The sequence below is a fragment of the Lutibacter oricola genome, from assembly GCF_900106565.1.
Lineage (GTDB): Bacteria > Bacteroidota > Bacteroidia > Flavobacteriales > Flavobacteriaceae > Lutibacter > Lutibacter oricola.
Genome location: NZ_FNNJ01000006.1, coordinates 118,382 through 142,875 on the forward strand (window position 1 = coordinate 118,382; position 24,494 = coordinate 142,875).

Genomic DNA, 24,494 nt, shown 5'->3' on the forward strand with positions numbered 1-24,494 from the left:
TTATGAAAGAGTCTTTAAAGAAGTTTGCTCCAATTATTGTAGCTGTGCTTGCATTTGTAATTATATCTGTAGGTTATTTTTCGCCTGTATTAGAGGGTAAGAAAATATTTCAGAACGATATAAAACACTTTATTGGTATGGCCAAAGAAGTAAACGACTTTAGAGCTGAAAATGATGAGGCTGAACCATATTGGACAAATGGTGCTTTTGGTGGAATGCCAACCTATAATTTAAGTGCAAAATACTCGCACGATTATATAAAAAAACTAGATAAAATCTTACGTTTTTTACCAAGACCAGCAGATTATTTATTCTTGTATTTGTTAAGTTTTTTTGTTTTACTATTAGTACTTAAAGTAGATGTACGGTTGGCGTTTTTGGGAGCAGTAGCTTTTGGTTTCTCTACCTATTTTATAATTATTTTAGGAGTTGGACATAATGCTAAAGCGCACGCTATAGCATATATGCCTTTAGTTTTGGCTGGTATATTGCTGGTTTTTAGAGGAAAGTACTTGTGGGGTTTTGTATTGACTGCAATTGCAATGGCTTTGGAAATTACAGCAAGTCATCCGCAAATGACCTATTATTTATTAATAGCAACCATAGTTTTAGGAATTACCTTTTTTATTGAAGCTATTAAAAAGAAGGAATTACCTGCGTTTTTTAAGCAAATAGCCATTTTGGTAGTAGCCGTAGTATTAGCGGTAGGTACTAATGCAACGGGCTTGTTAGCAACTAAAGAATATGCAAAATATAGTACTAGAGGAAAAAGTGAATTAACTATAAATGTAGATGGTTCAACTAAAAAGGCCTCAAACGGATTGTCTAAGGAGTATATTACACAGTATAGTTATGGAAAATTAGAAACATTTAATTTGTTTATTCCTCGATTTATGGGTGGTGGTAACTCAGAAAATGTTGGCCTAGATTCTAATATTTATAAATTTTTAAAGAAAAATGTAGATGCCAGACAAGCAAAACAATTTGCAGAGCACGCCCCTTTGTATTGGGGAAAACAACCTATAGTTGAAGCGCCAGCATATATTGGAGCTGCGCTAATGTTTTTCTTTGTTTTAGGTGTGTTTTTATTAAAAGGAAAATATAGAAATTGGTTGTTAGCTACTTTTATAGTTTCAATTATATTAAGTTGGGGTAAAAATTTAAGTTTTGTTACCAACTTTTTTATCGATTATGTGCCTTTATATAATAAGTTTAGAGCTGTTTCGTCTATACAGGTTATTGCAGAATTAGTAGTGCCCTTATTAGGTGTTTTAGCTTTAAAAGAATGGTTTTCATCTAAAATTCCTTCCGAAGAAAAATTAAAAGCACTTAAAATTTCACTTCTAGTAACAGGTGGTTTTGCTTTAATATTTACACTTTTTGGAAGTAGTTTATTTGCTTTTGAAGGGTTAAGAGATGATAATTATGATCAAATGTTACCTGGTTTTTTACAAGCAATATTGTTAGATAGAGAAGCTGTATTTTTTAAAGATAGCTTAAGAACACTAATTTTTGTTGTAATATCTGCCGCTGTATTGTGGTTGTTTTTAAAAGAAAAATTGTCAAAAAATATAGCTATTGTTTGTTTAATCTCAGTAGTATTAATCGACTTAATTTCGGTTGATAGACGTTATGTAAATAATAATGATTTTTTAAGTGCTCGTAAAATTGATAAGCCTTTTGTTGCTTCAGAAGTAGATAAACAAATTTTACAAGACAAGAGTATTTACCGTGTGGCTAATTTTTCTTTAGATCCTATGAATGATGGAAGTACATCTTATTTTCATAAATCTATAGGAGGATATCACGCAGCAAAAATGGGTAGATATCAAGAGTTGTATGATTATCAAATAGCTAAAAATAATGTTGAGGTACTTAATATGTTGAATACAAAATATTTTAAGTTTACTAACGAACAACAAAAGGAATTAGCGCAACAAAATACAAATGCAAATGGAAATGCTTGGTTTGTAAAAAAATTAAAGCTTGTTAATAGTGCAAATGAAGAAATGGTAGCTTTAGATAGTTTAAAAACAAAAAACGAAGCTGTTATAGATAGAAGTAAATTGCAAAATGAATTAACTACAAGTTATAAAGTAGATTCTACAAGTGTTATAAAATTAACTAGTTATAAAACAAATGAACTGGTTTACAAATCAACTTCAAAAGAAAATGGCTTTGCTGTTTTTTCTGAAATTTATTATAAAGATGGTTGGAATGCTTATGTAGATGGAGTTTTAAAACCTCACTACCGTGTAAATTATGTATTGCGAGGGTTAGAAGTATCTAAAGGTAGTCATACTATCGAGTTTAAGTTTGAGCCTACCATTATAAAAACTGGAAATACAATTACGCTATTGTCGTATTTATTTTTAATTTTTATACCTGCAGGTTGGTACTTTGTTGAAAAAAAGGCAAAAAAGATCAGTTAAAAAAAACACTGATTAAGTAAACAGTATCATTTATATAGAAATAGTGTCTGTTTATAGTTTTAACGATTTTGGTATACAAAATGTTCGTAAATTTGTGGCTATTGCAAGAGACATTTTGAGGGAAATATCTTGGAAAAGAAAAAAAGGTGTGCTAGTTAGTACATCTTTTTGTTGTTTATATACATTTTCGTTGTTTACATTTCATATCTTTATCCGTTAAAATATTTCAACAGTTAAGATGAGAATAGGAATGATTTTGGATAAAACTTTTCCGCCAGATCCAAGGGTGGAAAATGAAGCAATTTCATTAATTAAAAATGGTTTTGAAGTTTTTTTATTTTGTTTGTCATATGGCAATCAAAAAGAAATTGAAAATTATAAGGGTATTAATGTAATTCGTTATAAATCAAATAAATTAATATATAAGTTATCTGCTTTAGTTTATACTTTCCCGTTTTATAATTGGATTTTACAAAAAAAAATAGCTCACTTTTTAAATAGCCATAAAATTGATGTTGTGCATATACACGATATTCAAATAGCTGAAGCAACTTTTGGAGCAAATAAAAAAACAAAGCTGCCAGTTGTTTTAGATATGCACGATAATATGCCTGAAATTATTAAGTTTTATCCTCATCTTCAAAAATTTCCGGGCAAGCAATTGATTTCACCTAAAAAATGGAAGCAAAAAGAAGAACAATTTATTCAAAAAGCAGATAAAGTTATAACAGTATCTCAAGAGTTTGTGAATGAAGTTATCGAGAGAACTGGGGTTGAAAAAAATAAAATGGTGTTAGTGCCAAATACCATACATAAATCTTTTTTTGAAAAAGCAATTATTAATAATAAGTTGGTAGAAAAGTATAAAAACAACAAAGTAATATTATATGTTGGAGATACTGGTTTGCGTAGAGGCTTATTAACAGCAATTGATGCCATAGCTTTGTTAAAAGATAAAATACCGAATATTAAATTAGTAATTGTAGGTAAAAACTCACAAGATATTGTTTTAAAAAGCAGAGTTAAAGAATTAGAAATAAATAATTTTGTAGATTTTGAAGGTTGGCAAAACGTAGCCTTATTTCCATCGTATATAAAAGCAAGTACCGTTTGTATTTCACCATTAATTAGAAATGTACAGCATGATGTTGCTTATGCAAATAAGTTATTTCAATATATGGGATTTTCTAAACCTGTTTTGGTAAGTAATGCAACTGCTCAAAAAAATTTAATTGAAAAAGTAATTGCAGGTTTGGTTCATATTGAACAAGATTCTGAAGATTTTGCTAAAAAAATAACACAACTATTTTCTAATGAAGAGTTATGCAATAAGCTAGGTAAAAATGGTAAAAAGTTTGTTGAAGAAGAGTTTTATTGGGAAAAAACTTCAGAAAAATTAATTGAATTATATAAGCAGTTAGATTTATGAAGAAAGCACTTATAATAACATATTATTGGCCACCAGCAGGAGGCTCTGGAGTACAACGTTGGTTAAAATTTGTAAAATATTTTAGAAATTTTAATGTTGAACCAATTGTTTATACTGTAGCTAATGCAAATTACCCTATTGAAGATAATTCGTTACAAAACGATATACCGAAAGGTGTTGAGCTTTTAAAGCAACCAATTTGGGAGCCAAACAATTTATTGTCTTTCTTCGGAAAAAAGAAAACTGAAAGTGCGGGGTTTTTAAATCCGAATCCTACATTTTTTGGTAAAGTATTGCAATATGTTAGAGCAAATTATTTTATACCTGATGCCCGTAAATTTTGGGTAAAACCATCGGTTAAATACCTTCAACAATATATTTCTAAAAACAGTATTGATGTTGTAATTACAACTGGTCCGCCACATAGTGTACATTTAATTGGCTTAAAATTAAAACAGCTGCTCAATGTAAAGTGGATTGCAGATTTTAGAGACCCTTGGACTGAGATTGATTATTTTCATCAATTACCACTTTCAAAAAAAGCAATAGAAAAACACCATAAATTAGAACAGGAAGTGTTAAAAAATGCGGATAAAGTTTTGGTTGTTGGTGATACTATGAAAGCTAGTTACGATAGGTTTAGCAAAAATGTAGTAACTATTACAAATGGGTTTGATGGCGAACTTAATTCAAAAGGAATAAAGCTAGATGAAAAGTTTACGCTAACGCATATTGGTTTAATGAATGCCGATAGAAATCCAAAAATGCTTTGGAGTGTATTGGCTCAAATTGTTAAAGAAAATAAAGCATTTGCTAAAGATTTTGAGTTGAAATTAATTGGGAAGGTTGATGGAACTATTATTGAAAATATTTCAAATAATAAACTTGAGAAGAATGTTCAGTTAATAAATTATGTTTCGCATACTGAGGTAGTTGAATTTCAAAAAAAATCTCAAGTTTTATTACTGTTGGTTAATAATGTTCCAAGTGCAAAAGGAATTATAACTGGTAAAATATTTGAGTATTTGATGGCTAAACGTCCAATTTTGGCAATTGCACCTAAAAATGGTGATTTAGCTGAAATATTAAATAGTACAAATGCAGGTACAGTTGTTGGTTTTAATGATAGTATTGCATTAAAAAATACTATATTAGAGTTGTATAAAGCTTATAAAAATGAGAGTTTAATAGTTAATTCAACAAATATAGACCAATATCACAGAAAAGAATTGACAAAAAAAGTAGCTGAAATTATTTATAATATTACTGAATGAAACACATAAAAAAAATAGTTACCATTTTAGGTGCAAGACCTCAATTTGTAAAAGCTGCTGTTTTAAGTAGAGTGATTTCTAAATATAAAGAAATTGAAGAAGTTATTGTGCACACAGGTCAGCACTACGATGCTAATATGAGTGCTGTTTTTTTTGAAGAAATGAATATTCCTTCGCCAAAATATAATTTGGCAATTAATGGTTTAAGTCACGGTGCAATGACAGGGCAAATGTTAACTGAAATAGAAAAGGTGCTGCAAAATGAAAAACCAGATGTTGTAGTTGTTTACGGAGATACTAACTCAACGTTAGCAGGAGCTTTGGCCGCCAAGAAAATGCATATAAAAGTTGTGCATATTGAAGCCGGTTTACGATCATTTAATATGAAAATGCCAGAGGAAATAAATCGTATTTTAACTGATAGAATATCTGATTTGTTAGTTTGCCCAACGGATACTGCAATAGATAATTTGCAAAACGAAGGTTTTATTAATATGCCTATTAAAATTGTAAAAAGTGGCGATATTATGAAAGATGCGGTTGAGTTTTATAGTAAAACTTCAGCAGAGAAATCTTCAATAATTTCTAAACTAAAACTTCAAAAAAATAAATTTGTATTGGCAACTATTCATAGGCAAGAAAATACAGATGATATAGCTAAATTAAAATCTATTTTTGAAGCACTTCAAGAAATAAATAAAAGCAAGCAAGTAGTTTTACCATTGCACCCTAGAACAAAAGCTATTTTAGAAAAAAACAATTTATTTTATAACCTTACTTTTATAGATCCTGTTGGGTATTTTGATATGTTAGAGTTACTTAAAAATTGTAATCTGGTTGTAACGGATAGTGGAGGTTTACAAAAAGAAGCATTTTTTAATAAAAAACACTGTATTATTGCGCGTGAAGAAACGGAATGGGTAGAGCTTGTTACAAATAAATTTGCGAAAATTGTTGGTAGTAACGAGAATAAAATTATTGCTGCTTTTAAAGAGTTTCAGGCAAGTACAATTAGTTTTGATATGGAATTGTACGGTAATACAGTTGGAGAAAATATTTATAAAGAAATTAAAAATATAATTTAATGGGTATTGTTTTAAAACAATCTTTTTTAAATACCGTAATTCTTTTTTTAGGTTTTGCTATTGGAGGAGTTAATGTAATGTTTTTATACACTCATTTTTTACACGAAGATTATTTTGGTTTAATTACTTTTTTACTTTCAACAGCAAATATATTATTACCGTTATTGGTTTTTGGAATGCACCATACGGTGGTTAAATACTTTTCGTCGTATACGTCTAAACAAGAGCAAGATACTTTTTTAATGTCTTCAGTGTTATTGCCATTGTTAATTATTATTCCTGCTGCTTTTTTAGGTATGTTTTTTTATGAAACTATAGCTAATTTAATTTCAACAAAAAACATTTTAATAAAAAATTATACGTGGCTTATATTTTTTGTAGCCATTTTTATGGGGTATTTTGAAGTGTTTTACGCTTGGACAAAAGTGAGATTTAAATCTGTGTTTGGCGGTTTTATAAAAGAAGTTTTTGCACGTTTATGCACATCAATATTATTGTTTGCGGTTTATTTTAATTGGATTAATAGCGAGCAATTTATTTATGGCGTTGTTATAGTTTATGCACTAAGAGTTATAATTATGAAACTTTATGCGTTTTATATTTATATGCCTACAATTTCATTTAAGTTACCAAGTAATGTTAAGGAGTTGGTATCTTTTTCGTTATACATTATTATTGCTGGGTCTGCTGCAAGTGTATTATTAGAGATCGATAAATTTATGATTCCGCAGGTAGAAAAAATAGCTGAAGTTGCTTATTATTCGGTAGGGATATATATTGCAAGTGTAGTAGCTATACCAACTAGAGCAATGCAGCAAATTACTAGTCCTATTACGGCAAAAGATATGAATGAGAACAATATTGTTGAAGTTGAAAAACTATACAAGCAAACTTCTATAAATCTATTAGTAATAGGTGGATTGTTCTTTTTGCTAATAAATTTAAATATTTCAGACTTATATGAAATAATTAACAAGCCGCAGTTTACAAAAGGAATTTGGATTGTTTTAATTATATCGGTTGCTAAATTAATGGAGTTAGCTATGGGTACAGCAAATTCTATTTTAGTAAATTCTAAATATTATAAAATATTTTTTTACCTGTCATTAGCAATGGCTTTAACTGTAATTTTGTTAAACCATTGGTTAATAAAAGCGGTGGGTATTAACGGGGCAGCTTTGGCAACTTTAATTGTTGTTGTTGTGTATGGTTTTATAAAAATAGTATATATAAATTATAAATTTAAAATATCTCCTTTTAAGCCAGAAACGGTTAAATTATTATTAATTTTAACTGTTGTATTTTTTAGTTTTTATTTTTTGAATATTAATTTAAATCCGTTTTTTACAATTATTATTAAAAGTATACTAATAAGTGTTATATATCTTTTTTTAGTGAAGAGTTTAAATATATCTAAAGACTTAAACGAATTATTTTTTAATTTTATTAAAAACAAAAAAAGTTAAAACCATAATTAGACTTTGTTATTTTAATAATTGTTTTTTATAAAGAATATAAAACTGTAATGTATGTTACAATATAGCGTCTTAAAATTTGAGGAAAATCAATTACTTTCGTTTAAATTTTAATTATGGAATATTTACAGCACGTTTTTTATGGAGTTATAATGGCGTACATAGGTTTAATTGCGCCAGGTATGTTAAACATGACGGCTTTAAAAATTAGATTAAATACAGGTAAATATGAAAGCGTTAAATTTGTAGCAGGAGCTTCAACTGTTGTTTTTATTCAGGCGGGTATTGCATTGTTTTTTGCTGAATTTTTTGTCAATAATCCAGCTGTTATTAAGAATTTGAAAATAGCAGGTATTGTTGTGTTTTTTATATTATCGGCAGTGTTTTTTTTACAAGCTAGAAAAAAAGTAAATTCAAAAAATACAACTAAAGGTAATTATTATCTAAGAGGCGTATTTATGTCTTCAATTAATTTATTAGCAATTCCATTTTACCTAGGTGTAAGTGTTTTATTAGCTTCAGAAGATAAAATAATTATAGCGCAGCCATATATCGTATTTTTTGTGTTTGGCGCTTCATTAGGTTCGTTTTTATTGTTTTATACCTATATAGCTTTTGCTAGTTATATTGAAAAAAGAATATCTTTTATTACCCAAAACATAAATTATATTTTAGGTAGTTTATTTTTTATTCTAGGTTTGGTAACTTTTTATAAAACCCTATTTTAATTTATTATTATATTTACGAACTCAAAATTATTTATTGAATGATAGGCGCTATTGAAAACAATTTAAAAAGGGGAATTAGTTTGTTAGAAAACATTTCTGATGAAGAGTATAGCAATACAAGCATTGCTCCTTATTATTCTAGTATTGGTGGGCATATGCGTCATATATTAGATGTTTTCGACTGTATTTTTGAAGGTTTAGATTCAAAAAGTGTTAATTTAGTAAATAGGAAAAGAAATCAACTTGCTGAAAACTATACAAAAGACGGTATTTTATATTTTGATAGAATTATAAAGTCTTTAAATGAAATAGATGTTACCATGCTTGATTGTATAGTTGAAGTAAAAGATGATTTAGGTATGGGAATTATTTCTGCGAACTACACCTTAGGTGCTGCTCTTATTCAGGCGCACAGCCATGCAATTCATCATTTTGCAAGTATTGGGTACGTTGTAACTCAACTAGGAATTGAATTGCCAGATGAAGATTTTGGTTTTAATCCAACTACACCAAAATTAACTACTTAAAAAAGCTATTTGCTTTTAAATGTGACCTTTAGAAAAAGTGTGTGTCCAATTATTGTAAGCGTGTAGATTATTTTGCTTATCGATTGTTTTGGACTGTTCAACGATAAATATAAGTTTTTAATCTAAAATTAGTTTTGGTTTTTTTAAATTGTAATAGATTTGTCCAAAATAACCAGTAATGTTTAACCGAGTTTTAATTGAATCATTAAAAAAATGAAAAAAGTATTAGTTTTATTTTTATTATTCTCGACCACTATTTTTTCGCAAGTTAAAATTGGTGATAACCCTTCTATAATTGATTTAAATTCAATTTTGGAATTAGAGAGTACGAATAAAGCTTTTGTTTTAACAAGGTTAACAACTAATCAAATGAATGCAATAACTCCTTTAAAAGGAGCTATTATATATAATGTAGATGAGAATTGCTTGTTTTTATTTAATGATGTTGAGTGGAAAAGTATGTGTAATTCATATGAAGGCGTAAATGTTACAACTTCAAATAATGCACCTACCAATAATGTAACGGGAGATTTTTGGATTAATAATGAGAACGGAATTCCACAAGTTAACTTATGGAATGGAAGTGAGTGGGTTTTAGTGAGTCAAAATAATTACAGTGGAACAGGAGTTCCAAACAATGCGACAGTTTTAAACCCAAATCAAGGTAACATTTATTTCGATCAAACTTCTGGAGATGTTTATTTATATAATGGAGTAAATTGGGAGTTAGTTAGTAGTATTTCTGCTAATAATGGTCTAACTAAGGTTGGTAATACTATTCAGTTAGGTGGAGACCTTATAAAACCTACAGAAATAACTACAACAGCTACAAATACACTTGCTTTACAAGGCTTAGAAAATGAGGTAGATGTAAATGAAGTTGAACTTGTTGTTGTGGATAAAGCGACAGGTGTATTGAAAAAAATTGAACCTTCTAATTTATTAAGAGAAGAAGAAATTGTAATTATAGCCAACGATGGACAAAGTCAGTTTTCTCCGCCGTATCCAATAACAAATCCCAAGCACATTGATGTGTATAGAAATGGAGTTCGAATAGATTTTACAACTATTAACGCTACTACTATAGAAGTAGAATCAGAAGCTGTTTGCTATAAAAATGACAAAATAAGAATAGTACAATTTTATTAAAAGAGAAATATTAAAAGAAAAACAAATAGAATAACCCAAAATTTAAAAACAGAAAAAATGAAAAAAAGAACATTTAAAACAAGTTTAAAATTAGCTTTAGTAGCTATATTTATGATGTCAGTTGGAGCAGTTAGTGCACAACAAACTGACGGAGCAACTGGTATTGCTAAAATAGAAGATGCTGGAAAATCTAAAGTGCTTAATGGTACAATTAGAGTTATAGACAACAAAGGGACTAAGAAATTTTTACAAGTTCAAAATGGTTTAACTTTACTTACTAATGAAGCTCCAGACGGAGGTATTGTTTCTACATGGCAATTAGGTGGTACTTTAACAGATGATACAGAAATAAAAGCTGATGGTAAAGAGTTCAAGATTACATTAGAAAACGGAGGTACATTTATAGTAGATGGTATAGAGGAAACTGAAGAAGTTGCTGCAACTACTATTGGAACAAGTGGTTACACTGTTTTAGTTAGAAATGAAGCAACTGGTGAGGTAGAAAAAATGTTAGTTTCAGATTTAGTAGAAGGTGGTCATATGGAGGTAGAGGCTACAGCAGATACTACAGTACCTGCAATTTCTGATGCAACTATTCCAGCAGAATACCAAAAAGTTTCAGTTTATAGAAATGGAGCAAAATTAAGAGCTAATGTAGATTATACTGTTGCTGCAGGTGCGGTAACTTTGGTACCTCAAGCTGGAGCTCCAAATGATTGGGCTATTTATAATGGTGATATTTTTGAAGTACAATGGGTAAAATAAAAGCTATCCAAAATAATTGATTCTTGTTTTAAAATATAAAAAGAGTTGGTTAAAGTATTAGCCAACTCTTTATAACAAGGATTAAAATAAATGAGTGTTTTGAATTAAAAATTTAGATTAATAATAAAAAGATATGTTTTACAAGAGATTGATAAGGGTTTTGTTGTTTACACTTTGTGTAACATATGTGCAAATTGGTTTTGCGCAAAAGGTTACCGTTATTAATCAAAAAGGAACAAAAATAGATGTTGTAAATAATACTGTTACAACTTCAACTACAGCACCATCAAACCCAAATACCGATGATATTTGGTTTGATACAACAAACAATTTAACTAAAGTGTTTAATGGTACAGGTTGGGATGAATTAGGAGGAGTTAATACAAAATTTGAAGTTGTTGGTACAAATTTAGAAATTACCGATTCAAATGGAACTTTATCTATCCCAATATCTTCAATTAATACCGATGCTCAAACAATCGCTTTATCAGACGATATCATTACGTTATCAAATGGAACAGGAGCAGATACTACTGTAGATTTATCAGGTTATATAAGTTCAGACAATCAAAACTTAACAGGGGCAACTCTAACAGGAACTTCATTAGAGATTGAAATAGAAGATGGAGATCCAGTAACAGTAGATTTAGGAGCCTTGGTAAACGATACAGATTTTGATATTACTAATGAAATACAAGATTTATCATTATCAGGAAATGATTTAACAATCACAAATAATACAGGAGCAACCACCATAGATTTATCACCTTATTTAGATAATACCGATGCTCAAACAATCGCTTTATCAGGCGATACCATTACGTTATCAAATGGAACAGGAGCAGATACTACCGTAGATTTATCAGGTTATATAAGTTCAGACAATCAAAACTTAACAAGGGCAACTCTAACAGGAACTTCATTAGAGATTGAAATAGAAGATGGAAATCCAGTAACAGTAGATTTAGGAGCCTTGGTAAACGATACAGATTTTGATATTACTAATGAAATACAAGATTTATCATTATCAGGAAATGATTTAACAATTACAAACAATACAGGAGCAACCACCATAGATTTATCACCTTATTTAGATAATACCGATGCTCAAACAATCGCTTTATCAGGCGATACCATTACGTTATCAAATGGAACAGGAGCAGATACTACCGTAGATTTATCAGGTTATATAAGTTCAGACAATCAAAACTTAACAGGGGCAACTCTAACAGGAACTTCATTAGAAATTGAAATAGAAGATGGAAATCCAGTAACAGTTGAATTAGGAGCCTTGGTAAACGATGCAGATTTTGATATTACTAATGAGCTTTCCAATTTAAGTCTGGACCCAGTTACAAATATACTTACTTTAACTAATCCAGCTACAAGTGGTAATGAAGTTGATCTAAGTAATATTTCAACAGACGATCAAGAGATTAACTTTTTTGCATTTAATGGTTCAACTTTTGAATTACAAGTGGGTATAGAATCAGGAGGAGCACCAAAAATGGTAAATCTTTCTGCTTTATATGCAGATGGTACTGAAACAGAGATTAATGCAGGTACTAACATTCAAATTTTAGGAGATGGATCTTCTACATTACCATATGTTATAAATAATACTTTTACAGAAGTTGATGGAAGTATTACGAATGAAATTAATACAGCATTTAGTGTAGTAGATGTTTCAGGAACCGATTATTTAAGAATAACTGATTCTAATGGAAATTTAGATGTTCCTCTTTCCGATTTGGAGCATACTGGAACTACTGGTTCACTTTTCTTTGCAGGAATTGATGGAAAGCCAACAGAGGATAATGTAGAATTATTTTTTGATAATACAAATAATAGGTTAGGTATAGGAACTAATAGTCCTACAAATAAATTAGAAGTTTCTGGAGCTACAGGAACTCAAGGGGTACTTAATTCAAATGGAACAGTAAATGAACCTTCTTATAGATTTAAGAATGATACAAATACTGGTTTTTATAGACCTGCAGCAGATGAGATTGGTTTAACAGTTGGGGGTATTGAAGCTTTAAATATTGATGAAACGTCTAATAGTACAACAGTAACAATTAAAGAAACATTAAAATTAGATGGTGATGTTTTAGACTCTAATGGAGATGCCGGTACAGCTGGGCAAGTGTTATCTTCTACTGTTAGTGGAACAGACTGGGTTGATGCTCCTGCAGCACCATCACTTACAATAGAAAAAGAAACAATTGGTTATGTGTTTGCTGCAGCTCAAATTCAAGGAAATGGTACTAATTTATTTAAAATTGGTTGTAGCGTTTCTCGTACTGCTGTAGGAAGATATACAGTAACTTTTGATAATGCGCATCCAAATGGTGCGGCCTATGATATTTCTTTCGGAGCTCAAGTAGAAAATGCAAATAATAGAAGAGACTCAAGAATAGTTTCTGTGGAAACAGGTTCGCAAACAGCTAATGGGTTTAATGTGCTTGTGCTTACAGGAGATAATGGTACCACAGCAGATGTTTTTGTAGATGAAGTTTGGTATTTTAACACTTCAGCAACAAAAGAAGTGGTTGTTGACGTAAAACTTAATTAAAAATTATGAAGTTTAAAATAATTGTTTTTGTAGTATTATGTTTGTTTTCAATTAGTTTACATGCTCAATTGGATGAATTTTCTGTAATGGGAATTCCATCAGGGACAACTTCAGAAATAAATGCAGTTACACCTTTAGAAGCTGGTGCTATAGTTTATAATTCAGAAACAAAAAAAATAATGCTATTTGATGGAACTAGTTGGGTTAATAACGAAAATACAGATGGTGATAGCTGGTCTTTGAAAGGAAATAGCATAACAAATGGTTATTTTATAGGTTCAACAAATAACGAAGATTTGGTATTAAAAGCCAATAATATTGAATCAGGACGTATTAGTGTTTATCAATTATCTACGGCATTGGGTTATAATGCAAAGGCAGCTTATCAAGGTACTACTATTGGAAGAGAAGCGGTTGTTGGAGGTAATGCAGGAGTAGCTATTGGATTTAAAACTCAAGCGAATAATCAAAATTCAACAGTGGTAGGTTCTGGCGCTCAAGGAAATGCAAATAATACAACTGTTTATGGATACAGAGCTGTAATTAATACTTCAGCTCAAAATTCTACAGCAATAGGTGCAAATGCAAGTGTGAGTGCTAATGGTCAAAATTCTAATGCCATTGGTTACAATGCAAAAGTTAATGCGTCTGGGTATGTTACAAATGCAACAGCAATTGGAACGAACGCAGAAGCTACAAAATCTAATACATTAATTTTAGGTAACAACGCTAATATAGGTATTGGAACTAGCGATCCAACTGAAAAATTACAAGTTAATGGCTCAGTAAAAATAGTTGATGGTACTGAAGGAGATGGAAAAGTATTAACATCTGACTCTAATGGAAAGGCTTCTTGGAAAAGTAATACAACAGTATATGTTGGTCAATTCATTATTTCTGCAACAGGAAATAAAATTATTACAGGATTACCTTTTAAGCCTTCTTCAATAACTTTTGTTGCTCATGCAAATGTAGAGACTTTAGATATGGATACTGATAACGCTGCAGGAGATAATAATAAAGGTTTAGCCAATTCATTTGGAACTATGAATGGTTTTGCAAGAGATGATGACGGAACCATAACACAACAAGTTATATACATAGGAGGAAGTGGAAATTCAATTAATGATATATCTAGATACGCTTCAAGTAGTAGATGTATTGGATTAAGATATAGTGACCAAAATGGTAATGCTTTAGGTAGAACTTTAGGTAGTTTAACATCCTTCAATACAAATGGATTTACAATAAATGTTACAAATAAATCAGACAACATAGTTGTTTTATATACAGCTTATAAATAAAATTAAATGAAAATCAGGATATTTTTATTGTTTTTAATATGCCAGACTGCTTTTGGTCAATCGGCATTTTTTAACAATGGAAATGTTCAAATACATGAAGGTGGCTCTATTGGTTTTCATACAGATTTAATAAATAATGGGGTTTTTAATAAAAATTTAGGGCTAGCAGGTTTTTATAATAAAGGAAACTTTTTAGTAGTTTCTGGTACTAATAAATCTATTTTTTATAATGTTGAAGTAGATGTTGAAGATAATTTGTATTTAGAAACTTCATTAGGTATTACAAATAATTTGTCTTTTTTTTCTGGGCATATTGTTACACCCCGTAATTCTACTAATATTAATTTAGAGTTTATAAATTATGGAGTATATGCAGGTGAGGGAGATTTAACACATGTAGATGGATATACAAAAATAATTAACGAAGGAGAGTTTGTTTTTCCTATTGGTCATAATGATGTTTTAAGACCAATGATTCTTCCAAATCAGGTTAAAAATACATTTTATTCAGGTGCTTATTTTAATGAAGATCCTAATAATCCAAGTACATTTTCTCAATCTTTTGATACAACAGAAAAGCAATTTGTTTTAGACAAAGTTAGTGAAGTGGAGTTTTGGGATTTAGATGGAGATACAGAAACATCAATAATTTTAACTTGGAATATAGATAGTAATATAGAAGCTTTGGCTGAAGATCTTGAACCTTTAACTGTAGTTGGTTGGAGTAAGGATCTTAAAAAATGGATTGATCTAGGACAAGAGAACATAGAAGGAGATTTAGAAGAAGGAGAAATAGAGTCAAAACCATTTGTTCCAAATGATTATGAAGTTATAACTATTGGTAGTGATGTTTTTAGTGTTGGATCTGAATACACCGAAAATTCTGAAAACCATAACTTTGGAATATCTCCAAATGGAGATGGAATTAACGATACTTTTGTTATTGAAGGTATTGAGCTAAGACCAAACAATGTATTGTACATCTATAATAGGTGGGGAGCACTTGTATATAGTAAAAAGAGTTACGATAATACCTGGGGCGGATTTTCAGAACATGATTTAACAATTAAAAGAAGTAAAGGTTTACCAGAAGGAACTTACTTTTACATTTTAAAATTTATGGATGAAAATGTAAATTGGCAAGGCTGGATTTACTTAAGACGATAAGCTGTGCTTTTTTATAAAAGAAGTATACTTTTTAAGCTGTTTTAAACTACCTAAAAAATCAGAAACAGAATCAAACATTATCCCTTTTTTATTATTAGCAATTGCTGTTTTGTACATTATTTTCCAATGCTTTCTAAATCCTTTTAAAGCATTGAAATAAGTGTTTTTAGAAGCATCATAAATATGCGTAGGTTCAGCAATAATACCATTAATTTCTAATACTTTGAATTCATTTTGTTTTATAATGTTTTCAAAAGAGTTAAATTTTAAATCTAATCTTCCATAATAAAAGCCAGGAATTTGTTTCATAAACGCATCAATACTATCTTCCAATTCTTTTGAAATTAAATGATTACCGTTTAAAAATTGAGTTCCCTTAGCGTGATTACCTATGACTGTTAAAAGAACTTCTTCGTTGTTATATGGTGTTTTTTGAAGTTTTTCTTTGTGAATTTCTCTAAGCAAATCTATATAATGTTGCGCCCTATCATCGTTTAAAATTAGATTTTCTAAAGTTGTTTTACCATCACCATGAACTGTAAGAAATTTTTTTAAAGTTATAGAACTAATTTTTCCGTTTTCTTCAGTTGGAATTCTATGATAAAAAATTCCACATTCATTTTTGTAATCAATAAAATCTTGAAGAATTAAATCAATGCAATTATTTTTTGCTAAGTACTCTTCTAAATCTTTAGTAGAGTGAATTTGTTTTACAAGTAGGCCTCTAAAGCCAATATCTGGTTTAATAATAAGTGGAAATTCTAAATTGTTTTCCAAAATTTGGTTTAAAACCCATTTAAAGGTTTCATTTTTTTGAATAAAAATGGTTTTAGGTATAAACTTTTTTGGAATTAATTCTAACGTTTTGTATTTAGATTCACTTCCGTTTCCAGAATGAGAAATACAAGGGTTTGTTGCAGAGAAAAACACTAAGCTTTTCGCTTTAATAGCAAGGTAAATTGCATAAGGTAAATTTGGAATGTAAAACATATACCAAGGCCAATATTCCCAATTTGTTAGTTTTGTTAAATTAATTTTAGCCATTAATCTTTATTAAAAAAAGCATTTAAAATAATTCTAATTCCCATAAAGCCTAAAACTATTGCTCCTGCAGAAACAAGAATTCCGGCAATTAACCATAAATAATTATTGTTTGCTTTAAGAGCTTTAAATCCAATAGTAATTAATACCGGACCAAGAATTAACAACGGGAATGCTGCTAATTCATATTTTAAACCTCTAGTTAATTCGTCTCTATCCGTTGCCATTGGTATAGTTATTAATTGCATTTCTAACGTTTTTGTATGTTGAAAGCAGTTCGGTTGCTTTTTCTTTGGAAACTGAAAGTTCTTCCATTAACATTTTTACACCTCTCTCAACAAGTTTATTGTTAGATAGTTGCATGTCAACCATTTTATTTCCTTTAATTTTTCCAAGCTGAATCATTACGCTAGTAGATATCATATTTAATGCTAGCTTTTGTGCAGTACCAGCTTTCATTCTAGAACTACCTGTAACAAATTCTGGTCCAACAATAATTTCAATTGGATGTATAGAAACATTACTTAAAGGGCTATTTTGGTTACACGTAATACACGCAGTCAATATTTTATTTTTATTACATTCCTCTAAGGCACTTATTACGTAAGGAGTTGTTCCTGAAGCAGCAATTCCAATTACCGTATCATTTTTTGAAATATCATACTCTTTTAGATCTAGCCAACCTTGTGTTGTTGAATCTTCAGCAAATTCAACTGCTTTTCTAATGGCAGAATCTCCACCTGCAATTATACCAATAACCAAATTATGATCAACACCAAAAGTTGGTGGACATTCAGATGCATCAACAATTCCTAATCTACCGCTTGTACCAGCACCAATATAAAATAAGCGTCCGCCTATTTTCATTCTGCTAACAATGTTTTCTACAAGTTTTTCAATGTTGTTAATTTCTTTTTCAATTGCTAATGGAACAGTTTTGTCTTCATTATTAATGTTGGTTAATAATTCTTTGACGCTCATTTTTTCTAAATAATTGTATTTAGAAGCCTGTTCTGTAATTTTTATAAAACTCATTTTTCAAAAATACTAAATTGAAGTAAATATTTAATAAAATAAGTGACTTGTTATGTAACAATGTGTCATATGTATATAAACAAAAATAAAATTAAAATGGAAAACATATCGAAGTCATTAAGTTCTTTTTTTAGTTCAATTTTTAACGGAGTTGGAGAATGGGGATTAAGTTTAATAGGAGCTTTAGTTTCTTTAATAATTGGGCTGTGGATTATTAGAATGATAATGAAAGCAATTTCTAAAGGATTTGATAAATCTAAAGTAGATGAAACATTAAAGCCTTTTTTAATTACTTTAATTGGTTTTGGATTAAAAGCGTTGTTATTTATTACAATAGCTCAAATAGTTGGTGTTCCAATGACATCTTTTGCAGTATTACTTGGAGGTGTAGGTATTGCTATTGGAGCTGCATTTAATGGTTCTTTAGGTCATTTGGCTTCGGGAATTATGTTGTTAGTGTTTAGACCTTTTAAAGTGGGTGATTTAATTGAAGTAAATGGCGAATTAGGGTTTGTAAAAGAGATTTCTGTTTTTGTTACAGTTTTAGAAACATTTCAGAATAAAACAGCTATAATTCCAAATGGTACGGTAACAGCAAATAAAATTGTGAATTACACTTCTAAAGGAACTTTAAGAGTTGATATGCCATTTGCAATTAGATATGGAACTGATATTGCTAAAGCAAAAGAAATAGTGTTAGATATTTTAAAAGAAGATATAAACGTATTGCAAGACCCACAGCCAAGAGTGGCAGTAAATAATTTAGGTGAAAACGCAGTAGAACTTTTAGCATTACCTTATTCTGGAGTAGAAGAGTATTGGGATGTTTATTGGGATACTCGTCAAAAAATTGTAGAAGCGTTAGGTAATTCAGGTTATGAAGCGCCGTTCCCACAACGTGTTGTTACAATGGAAAAATAGAGTGGAAGAGAGGATTAGTAAGATAAAAAGCGAGCATTAAATGCTCGCTTTTTTGTTTTTTAGGTGTAAAAAACGGTTCTAATTTAATACATTTTCAGCTGGTATTGAAGCTATAATTTGGTTAAAGGTATTACTCGGTCTCATTTTTTCATTAGCCAATTTATCGTTAGGCATATAGTAACCTTGTAAATCAATTTCATTTCCTTGAGCTCCGTTTAACTCAAGTAATATTTTAGGTTTAGTAGCTAGTAATTCTTTATATATTTTATTAAAAAGTAATTTTAGGTCAGCATCTTTACTTTGGTTAGCCAAAGCTTCTGCCCAGTAAAGTGTTAAATAAAAATGACTTCCTCTATTATCTAATTCAAAAACTTTTCTTGAAGGAGATTTTTTATTTTCTAAAAACTTATCTGTTGCAGCATCTAGAGCATCTGCTAAAACTAAAGCTTTTGAATTGTTGTAGCTTTCGCCTAAATGTTCTAACGAAACTGCTAAGGCTAAAAATTCACCTAAAGAATCCCAACGTAAATGACCTTCTTTTACAAATTGTTGAACGTGTTTAGGAGCAGATCCTCCAGCACCAGTTTCGAACAATCCACCACCATTCATTAATGGTACTATAGATAACATTTTAGCACTTGTACCAACTTCTAAAATTGGAAATAAATCTGTTAAAAAGTCACGAAGTACATTTCCAGTAACCGAAATAGTATCTAAACCATCTTTAATTCTGAATAAAGTAAATAGCGTTGCTTCGTATGGAGATAATATTTGAATATCTAATCCTGTTGTATCGTGATTTGGTAAATAAGCATTTATTTTTTTAATTAATTCAGCATCGTGAGCTCTATTTTTATCTAGCCAAAATATTGCAGGCGTATTAGTAGCTCTAGCTCTTTTTACAGCTAATTTAATCCAATCTTGTACTGGAGCATCTTTCACTTGGCACATTCTCCAAATATCACCTTCTTCAACATTATGTTCTAATAATGTATTACCTTCAGTATCAATAACTTTTACAACACCAGTTCCTTTAATTTCAAAAGTTTTATCGTGCGATCCGTATTCTTCAGCTTTTTGAGCCATTAAACCAACATTAGGAACAGTTCCCATTGTTGTAGGGTCAAAAGCACCATTCTTTTTACAAAAATCTATTGTTGCTTCGTAAATACTTGCGTAGCTACTATCTGGTATAATTGCTTTTGTGTCTTGTTGGTTTCCTTGAGCATTCCACATTTGGCCAGAAGTACGAATCATTGCAGGCATAGAAGCATCAATAATAACATCACTAGGTACGTGTAAGTTAGTAATTCCTTTATCTGAATTTACCATTGCTAAATCAGGTCCATTCTCATAACAAGCTAAAATATCTTCTTCAATTTCAGCTTTTTTATCAGCAGGTAATGCTTGTATTTTAGAAATTAAATCTCCAAAACCATTATTTTCTTCAACTCCAATTTCTTCAATTATAGCACTGTGTTTTTCAAAAACAGGTTTAAAAAATACTTTTACAGCATGGCCAAAAATAATAGGGTCAGAAACCTTCATCATTGTAGCTTTCATATGTAAAGAAAATAAGACACCCTTATCTTTAGCGTCTTTAACTTGCTCCTCTAGAAAAGTAACCAAGGCTTTTTTACTCATTACAGAAGAATCTATAATTTCATTTTCTAATAACGGAGTGCTTTCTTTTAAAATAGTTTTTGAACCAGAAGCATCTGTAAATTCAATTTTTACATCAGTAGCTTTCGTAATTGTCAATGATTTTTCGTTAGATCTAAAATCGTTTTCACCCATTGTTGAAACATGTGTTTTAGAATCTGAAGACCAAGCACCCATTGAATGCGGATTGTTTTTGGCAAAATTCTTAACAGCTTTTGGAGCTCTACGATCTGAATTTCCTTCGCGTAAAACTGGATTTACAGCAGAACCTTTTACTGAATTGTATTTTTTCTGAATATCTTTTTCTTTAGCCGTTTCAGCATCTTCCGGGTAATTAGGAATGGCAAAGCCTAAAGCTTGTAATTCTTTAATTGCAGCTTTTAGTTGTGGAACTGAAGCTGAAATATTTGGTAGTTTTATAATGTTTGCTTCAGGTTTTTTAGCTAATTTACCTAATTCAGCTAAAGCATCTTCTACTTTTTGATCGTCATTTAAAAACTCTGGAAAAACAGCTAATATTCTACTTGCAAGTGATATGTCTTTAGTTTCAATATCTATATTAGCAGGAGAAGTAAAAGCTTTAACTATAGGTAAAAAAGAGTAAGTTGCTAGTGCAGGGGCTTCATCTGTTTTAGTGTATATAATTTTTGGTGTAGTACTCATATGTTTTTAATGTTTTTAGCTGTAACTACTAATACATAGTAATTATAGTGTTTCTGTTAATTTTACTTTTGAAGATGTGCAAATGTAATAAATAATACGGTTAAATTAGCTCCGAAAACGTTATAAATAGGTGGGTCAAATTATAATTAATGTAAAAATAGATAGTTAAAATTAAGAGAATGATAAAGGTGAATAAAAACAAAAGCCATCATATTGATTTCTCAGTATCATGGCTTTTTGCTGAAACATTTTTAATAAGTTTATTTTAAACTTTTAATTTTACAATCCTCTCTCAAGGTTTGCAAACCAAAACTCTACAAACTTGCTGGTTCTTACGAATCAACTTCTTACTTGTAAAATGTTTCTTTTAAAACAGCTGTCCTAAAACTTTGTTGTTTCTATTTTCATAAAAACTTGTTTTAAAGTACTATTTTAAAAATGTTTTTAAAATCTTAGTTTCATATATTCATGCTAAATACTTTGATCCTTTACTATTACTAGTTTAGATTTTAAAAACTATGTTCAAGAACATTAGAATATAACTTTTAATATTGTTAGTTGTAACCTGATGAAATTCACATTTTATCTTATTAAAGCTAACATGTATCTCTGTTAATTCTTATGTAAATTAAGTGGATAAAAAATTAAAAAACAAATTTATAACTATTTTAATATCAACAAGATGTGAACCGTGGTTGTTAACAATTGTTAATAACAAAAAACCCGCTTTGAAACATCAAAGCGGGTTTTAAATAAGTTTGTAAAAGCTTATTAAGAACGTCTACGTTCTTTAATTCTTGCTTTTTTACCTGTTAAACCTCTAAAGTAATAGATACGTGCTCTACGTACTTTACCTTGTTTGTTAACTTCAATTTTTTGAATTGCTGGTAAATTTACAGGGAAAATACGCTCTACACCAACTGTTCCAGACATTTTTCTAATTGTAAATGTTTCAGAAGTTCCAGTTCCTCTTTTTTGAATAACTGTTCCTCTAAAGAACTGTGTACGAGTTTTGTCACCCTCTTTAATTTCGTAATAAACGGTAATAGTATCTCCTGCTTGAAATTGAGGAAATTCATTTTTAGTTACAAATTCGTCTTGTATAAATTTTACTAAATTTTCCATTTTTTTAGTTTTAATGGTTTTCAATGGTCAACATTCACGATTCTCGTCAGAGGTTGATTTTGAGTTTGCAAATTTAGTTAAAATATTTAATCTTCCAACAGGTCTGGTCTAATTTTTTTTGTTCTTTCTAGCGCTTGGTCATTTCTCCATTCTTCTATTTTAGGAAAATTACCTGATAAAAGTATCTCTGGCACCTTAAGTTCTTTATAATCAGATGGTCTTGTGTATACAGGAGGTGATAGTAAATCGTCTTGAAAAGAGTCTGTTAAAGCAGATGTTTCATCTCCTAAAACGCCGGGAATTAATCGAATTATTGAATCGCATAAAACAGCAGCGCCTAATTCTCCACCACTTAATACGTAATCGCCGATAGATATTTCTTTAGTAATAAATAAATCACGTACTCGTTGGTCTACACCTTTGTAATGGCCACAAAGAATAATCATATTTTCTTTTAAAGATAAAGTGTTGGCCGTTTGTTGGTTAAGTGTTGCGGCATCTGGAGTCATATAAATTATTTCATCATAATCTCTTTCAGCTTTCAGTTTAGAAATGCATTTGTCTATAGGTTCTACCATTAAAACCATTCCTGCACCGCCACCAAATTGATAATCATCAATTTTTCCGTAATCGTTTAAGGCATATGTTCTTAAATCGTGAAAATGAACTTCAACTAGTTTTTTGTCAATAGCACGTTTAATTATTGAAAATTCAAACGGACTTTTAATTAATTCTGGTGAAACGGTAATTATATCAATTCGCATAGTGCAAAGTTATTTTTTTAGTTGAAATTTTAAAGCATTATTTTAAAATACTAATTCTAACTTTTTTCTTTTTTAGTCTGGTGTTGTTTACCTTAGTAATTAAATGATGTATGTTAGAACAGGAAACAGCAACATACGCACAATCTTGTTTTAATTCTATAATACCAAGTTCGTTTTTGTTAATATTACCTTGTTTAAAAAATAAACCAGCAATATCTCCTTTTGAAATTTTGTCTTTTCTTCCTCCAGAAATATATAGTGTTTGCCAATTGCTTTTAGCTGCTTTTTTGTTTGAAGTAATTTTTAGTTCTTCATTACCATCAATAAAATCTGGTAACTCTTCGTTTTTCCATTTTAAAATATAGGCAGTTCCATTGCTATGCATTCTTGCTGTACGACCATTTCTATGGGTAAATTCATCAAGGCGTTGAGGTAATTCATAATGAATAATAAAATCCATTTCTGGAACGTCAATTCCTCGTGCAGCTAAATCTGTTGCAACTAAAATTTTATGAGTTCCATTTCTAAATTTTATCAATGCTCTTTCTCGGTCTATTTGTTCTAAATCGCCAGAAAAACAACCGTGATTTATTTTTTGATCGTATAAAAAGTCGCTTACAAACTCTATACTTGCTTTTAAATTACAAAATATAATTCCACTAGCATTACCAATGTGTCCAAGTAATTGTTTTAATGAGTCTAGCTTATCTTCTTTGTTAGTAACAATTGTTTTTAGTGCTAGTTTTGAAGTTTTTTGACTTAAATAATTTATTCTTTTAGGATTTTTAAGATTCATAAAAGGAGGGATTTTAACTTTTTGTGTGGCAGATGTTAAAATCTTTTTATTTATTGAAGGTAATGAGTTTATTATAAATTTCATTTCATCTTCAAAACCAACTTCTAAAGATTTGTCGAATTCATCTAAAACTAATGTTTTAATATCTTTTATGTCTATGGTTTCTCTTTCAATATGGTCGTAAACCCTACCTGGCGTTCCAACTAAAATAGCAGGTGGATGTTTTAATTCGAATCGATCCTTGGAGCCTGACCTTCCACCGTAAACAGCATTTGCTTTGTAACCGCTACCCATCTCGCGGATAACTTGCTCAATTTGTATGGCTAACTCTCTTGAAGGAACAATAATTAATGCTTGAATATTTTTTATGTTTGGGTTTAATCCATTGATTAAAGGTAGTAGAAAAGCTAATGTTTTTCCTGTTCCGGTTGGTGATAGTAAAATAGTTTCGGCACTAGAAGTAACTGTTTTAAAAGTTTCTTCTTGCATTGGGTTAAGTTTTTTTATACCTAATTTGCATAAAATATCTTGTTGGTTTTTAAAGTTTTTTGCCATTTGGCAAATGTACTTGTTTTTT

At 29.9% G+C, this 24,494-nt stretch carries 20 protein-coding genes; 13 read left to right on the forward strand and 7 right to left on the reverse strand.

The annotated features are described in order from the left end of the window. Positions 1-2: 2 nt before the first annotated feature. The 12 genes from BLU40_RS11835 to BLU40_RS11890 all read left to right on the forward strand — a co-directional run bounded on the left by BLU40_RS11835 (position 3) and on the right by BLU40_RS11890 (position 15,910). A complete protein-coding gene (locus BLU40_RS11835) occupies positions 3-2,432 on the forward strand; it encodes a YfhO family protein (RefSeq protein WP_090123724.1) in 2,430 nt (809 codons plus the stop codon). A 250-nt stretch (positions 2,433-2,682) separates the two neighbouring features. After that, the gene (locus BLU40_RS11840; protein WP_245729941.1) at positions 2,683-3,861 is read left to right on the forward strand and encodes a glycosyltransferase family 4 protein; all 1,179 of its coding nucleotides are present in this window, start codon (positions 2,683-2,685) and stop codon (positions 3,859-3,861) included. Continuing rightward, the gene (locus BLU40_RS11845) at positions 3,858-5,135 is read left to right on the forward strand and encodes a glycosyltransferase (RefSeq protein WP_090123729.1); all 1,278 of its coding nucleotides are present in this window, start codon (positions 3,858-3,860) and stop codon (positions 5,133-5,135) included. The genes BLU40_RS11840 and BLU40_RS11845 overlap by 4 nt, the downstream gene beginning before the upstream one ends. Beyond that, the gene (wecB, locus tag BLU40_RS11850; protein ID WP_245729942.1) at positions 5,132-6,220 is read left to right on the forward strand and encodes a non-hydrolyzing UDP-N-acetylglucosamine 2-epimerase; all 1,089 of its coding nucleotides are present in this window, start codon (positions 5,132-5,134) and stop codon (positions 6,218-6,220) included. The genes BLU40_RS11845 and wecB overlap by 4 nt, the downstream gene beginning before the upstream one ends. Continuing rightward, positions 6,220-7,686: a lipopolysaccharide biosynthesis protein gene (locus BLU40_RS11855; RefSeq protein WP_090123731.1), complete on the forward strand. Its 1,467-nt coding sequence runs from the start codon at positions 6,220-6,222 to the stop codon at positions 7,684-7,686. Before wecB ends, BLU40_RS11855 begins: the two co-directional genes overlap by 1 nt. Before the next feature lie 125 nt (positions 7,687-7,811). Continuing rightward, positions 7,812-8,423: a LysE family translocator gene (locus BLU40_RS11860; protein ID WP_090123733.1), complete on the forward strand. Its 612-nt coding sequence runs from the start codon at positions 7,812-7,814 to the stop codon at positions 8,421-8,423. 38 nt (positions 8,424-8,461) lie between these two features. After that, positions 8,462-8,950, forward strand: a complete 489-nt coding sequence (locus BLU40_RS11865) for a DinB family protein (RefSeq protein WP_090123735.1) — start codon at positions 8,462-8,464, stop codon at positions 8,948-8,950. Positions 8,951-9,163: 213 nt separating this feature from the next. Next, positions 9,164-10,099, forward strand: coding sequence for a hypothetical protein (locus tag BLU40_RS11870; protein WP_090123737.1), 936 nt, complete (start codon positions 9,164-9,166; stop codon positions 10,097-10,099). A gap of 57 nt (positions 10,100-10,156) precedes the next feature. Next, positions 10,157-10,864, forward strand: a complete 708-nt coding sequence (locus tag BLU40_RS11875; RefSeq protein ID WP_090123739.1) for a hypothetical protein — start codon at positions 10,157-10,159, stop codon at positions 10,862-10,864. Positions 10,865-10,997: 133 nt separating this feature from the next. After that, positions 10,998-13,439 (forward strand): beta strand repeat-containing protein, encoded by a 2,442-nt coding sequence (locus tag BLU40_RS11880; RefSeq protein ID WP_139170957.1) that lies wholly within the window; start codon positions 10,998-11,000, stop codon positions 13,437-13,439. A 5-nt stretch (positions 13,440-13,444) separates the two neighbouring features. Next, the gene (locus tag BLU40_RS11885; protein WP_090123743.1) at positions 13,445-14,743 is read left to right on the forward strand and encodes a hypothetical protein; all 1,299 of its coding nucleotides are present in this window, start codon (positions 13,445-13,447) and stop codon (positions 14,741-14,743) included. A gap of 6 nt (positions 14,744-14,749) precedes the next feature. Beyond that, positions 14,750-15,910 carry a T9SS type B sorting domain-containing protein gene (locus BLU40_RS11890; RefSeq protein WP_090123745.1) on the forward strand — a complete coding sequence of 387 codons (1,161 nt, stop codon included), beginning with the start codon at positions 14,750-14,752 and terminating at the stop codon, positions 15,908-15,910. Here the strand turns inward: BLU40_RS11890 and BLU40_RS11895 are convergent. Genes BLU40_RS11895 through murQ form a run of 3 tightly spaced genes read right to left on the reverse strand, consistent with a single transcriptional unit; the run spans position 15,899 to position 17,986 of the window. Next, positions 15,899-16,954, reverse strand: a complete 1,056-nt coding sequence (locus BLU40_RS11895) for an ATP-grasp domain-containing protein (protein ID WP_090123747.1) — start codon at positions 16,952-16,954, stop codon at positions 15,899-15,901. The two genes, BLU40_RS11890 and BLU40_RS11895, sit on opposite strands and share 12 nt — an antisense overlap. Beyond that, the gene (locus tag BLU40_RS11900; protein WP_139170958.1) at positions 16,954-17,199 is read right to left on the reverse strand and encodes a DUF6095 family protein; all 246 of its coding nucleotides are present in this window, start codon (positions 17,197-17,199) and stop codon (positions 16,954-16,956) included. The genes BLU40_RS11895 and BLU40_RS11900 overlap by 1 nt, the downstream gene beginning before the upstream one ends. Continuing rightward, positions 17,165-17,986 (reverse strand): N-acetylmuramic acid 6-phosphate etherase, encoded by an 822-nt coding sequence (gene murQ / locus BLU40_RS11905; protein WP_090123752.1) that lies wholly within the window; start codon positions 17,984-17,986, stop codon positions 17,165-17,167. Before murQ ends, BLU40_RS11900 begins: the two co-directional genes overlap by 35 nt. A 96-nt stretch (positions 17,987-18,082) precedes the next feature. On the opposite strand from murQ, the gene BLU40_RS11910 reads away from it, so the two are divergent. Continuing rightward, complete coding sequence (locus BLU40_RS11910) at positions 18,083-18,907, forward strand: mechanosensitive ion channel family protein (RefSeq protein ID WP_245729943.1); 825 nt, start codon at positions 18,083-18,085, stop codon at positions 18,905-18,907. Between the two features lie 78 nt (positions 18,908-18,985). Here BLU40_RS11910 and BLU40_RS11915 read toward each other — a convergent pair whose 3' ends face one another. The 4 genes from BLU40_RS11915 to BLU40_RS11930 form a co-directional block, all read right to left on the reverse strand. Beyond that, on the reverse strand, positions 18,986-21,232 hold the full coding sequence (locus BLU40_RS11915; protein ID WP_090123756.1) for an NADP-dependent isocitrate dehydrogenase: 2,247 nt from the start codon (positions 21,230-21,232) through the stop codon (positions 18,986-18,988). 771 nt (positions 21,233-22,003) lie between these two features. Beyond that, on the reverse strand, positions 22,004-22,357 hold the full coding sequence (rplS, locus tag BLU40_RS11920) for a 50S ribosomal protein L19 (RefSeq protein WP_090123758.1): 354 nt from the start codon (positions 22,355-22,357) through the stop codon (positions 22,004-22,006). A gap of 86 nt (positions 22,358-22,443) precedes the next feature. Continuing rightward, entirely contained in the window at positions 22,444-23,121 is a 678-nt protein-coding gene (gene trmD, locus BLU40_RS11925; RefSeq protein WP_090123761.1) for a tRNA (guanosine(37)-N1)-methyltransferase TrmD, read from the reverse strand. Positions 23,122-23,158: 37 nt separating this feature from the next. Beyond that, entirely contained in the window at positions 23,159-24,472 is a 1,314-nt protein-coding gene (locus BLU40_RS11930; protein ID WP_090123764.1) for a DEAD/DEAH box helicase, read from the reverse strand. Positions 24,473-24,494 lie beyond the last annotated feature (22 nt).

What these genes read in the sequence shown, in the direction of transcription:
- BLU40_RS11835 (WP_090123724.1), top strand. Translation starts at nt 3, where the DNA reads ATGAAAGAGTCTTTAAAGAAGTTTGCTCCAATTATTGTAGCTGTGCTT.
- BLU40_RS11840 (WP_245729941.1), top strand. Translation starts at nt 2,683, where the DNA reads ATGATTTTGGATAAAACTTTTCCGCCAGATCCAAGGGTGGAAAATGAA.
- BLU40_RS11845 (WP_090123729.1), top strand. Translation starts at nt 3,858, where the DNA reads ATGAAGAAAGCACTTATAATAACATATTATTGGCCACCAGCAGGAGGC.
- wecB (WP_245729942.1), top strand. Translation starts at nt 5,132, where the DNA reads ATGAAACACATAAAAAAAATAGTTACCATTTTAGGTGCAAGACCTCAA.
- BLU40_RS11855 (WP_090123731.1), top strand. Translation starts at nt 6,220, where the DNA reads ATGGGTATTGTTTTAAAACAATCTTTTTTAAATACCGTAATTCTTTTT.
- BLU40_RS11860 (WP_090123733.1), top strand. Translation starts at nt 7,812, where the DNA reads ATGGAATATTTACAGCACGTTTTTTATGGAGTTATAATGGCGTACATA.
- BLU40_RS11865 (WP_090123735.1), top strand. Translation starts at nt 8,462, where the DNA reads ATGATAGGCGCTATTGAAAACAATTTAAAAAGGGGAATTAGTTTGTTA.
- BLU40_RS11870 (WP_090123737.1), top strand. Translation starts at nt 9,164, where the DNA reads ATGAAAAAAGTATTAGTTTTATTTTTATTATTCTCGACCACTATTTTT.
- BLU40_RS11875 (WP_090123739.1), top strand. Translation starts at nt 10,157, where the DNA reads ATGAAAAAAAGAACATTTAAAACAAGTTTAAAATTAGCTTTAGTAGCT.
- BLU40_RS11880 (WP_139170957.1), top strand. Translation starts at nt 10,998, where the DNA reads ATGTTTTACAAGAGATTGATAAGGGTTTTGTTGTTTACACTTTGTGTA.
- BLU40_RS11885 (WP_090123743.1), top strand. Translation starts at nt 13,445, where the DNA reads ATGAAGTTTAAAATAATTGTTTTTGTAGTATTATGTTTGTTTTCAATT.
- BLU40_RS11890 (WP_090123745.1), top strand. Translation starts at nt 14,750, where the DNA reads ATGAAAATCAGGATATTTTTATTGTTTTTAATATGCCAGACTGCTTTT.
- BLU40_RS11895 (WP_090123747.1), bottom strand. Translation starts at nt 16,954, where the DNA reads ATGGCTAAAATTAATTTAACAAAACTAACAAATTGGGAATATTGGCCT.
- BLU40_RS11900 (WP_139170958.1), bottom strand. Translation starts at nt 17,199, where the DNA reads ATGCAATTAATAACTATACCAATGGCAACGGATAGAGACGAATTAACT.
- murQ (WP_090123752.1), bottom strand. Translation starts at nt 17,986, where the DNA reads ATGAGTTTTATAAAAATTACAGAACAGGCTTCTAAATACAATTATTTA.
- BLU40_RS11910 (WP_245729943.1), top strand. Translation starts at nt 18,083, where the DNA reads ATGGAAAACATATCGAAGTCATTAAGTTCTTTTTTTAGTTCAATTTTT.
- BLU40_RS11915 (WP_090123756.1), bottom strand. Translation starts at nt 21,232, where the DNA reads ATGAGTACTACACCAAAAATTATATACACTAAAACAGATGAAGCCCCT.
- rplS (WP_090123758.1), bottom strand. Translation starts at nt 22,357, where the DNA reads ATGGAAAATTTAGTAAAATTTATACAAGACGAATTTGTAACTAAAAAT.
- trmD (WP_090123761.1), bottom strand. Translation starts at nt 23,121, where the DNA reads ATGCGAATTGATATAATTACCGTTTCACCAGAATTAATTAAAAGTCCG.
- BLU40_RS11930 (WP_090123764.1), bottom strand. Translation starts at nt 24,472, where the DNA reads ATGGCAAAAAACTTTAAAAACCAACAAGATATTTTATGCAAATTAGGT.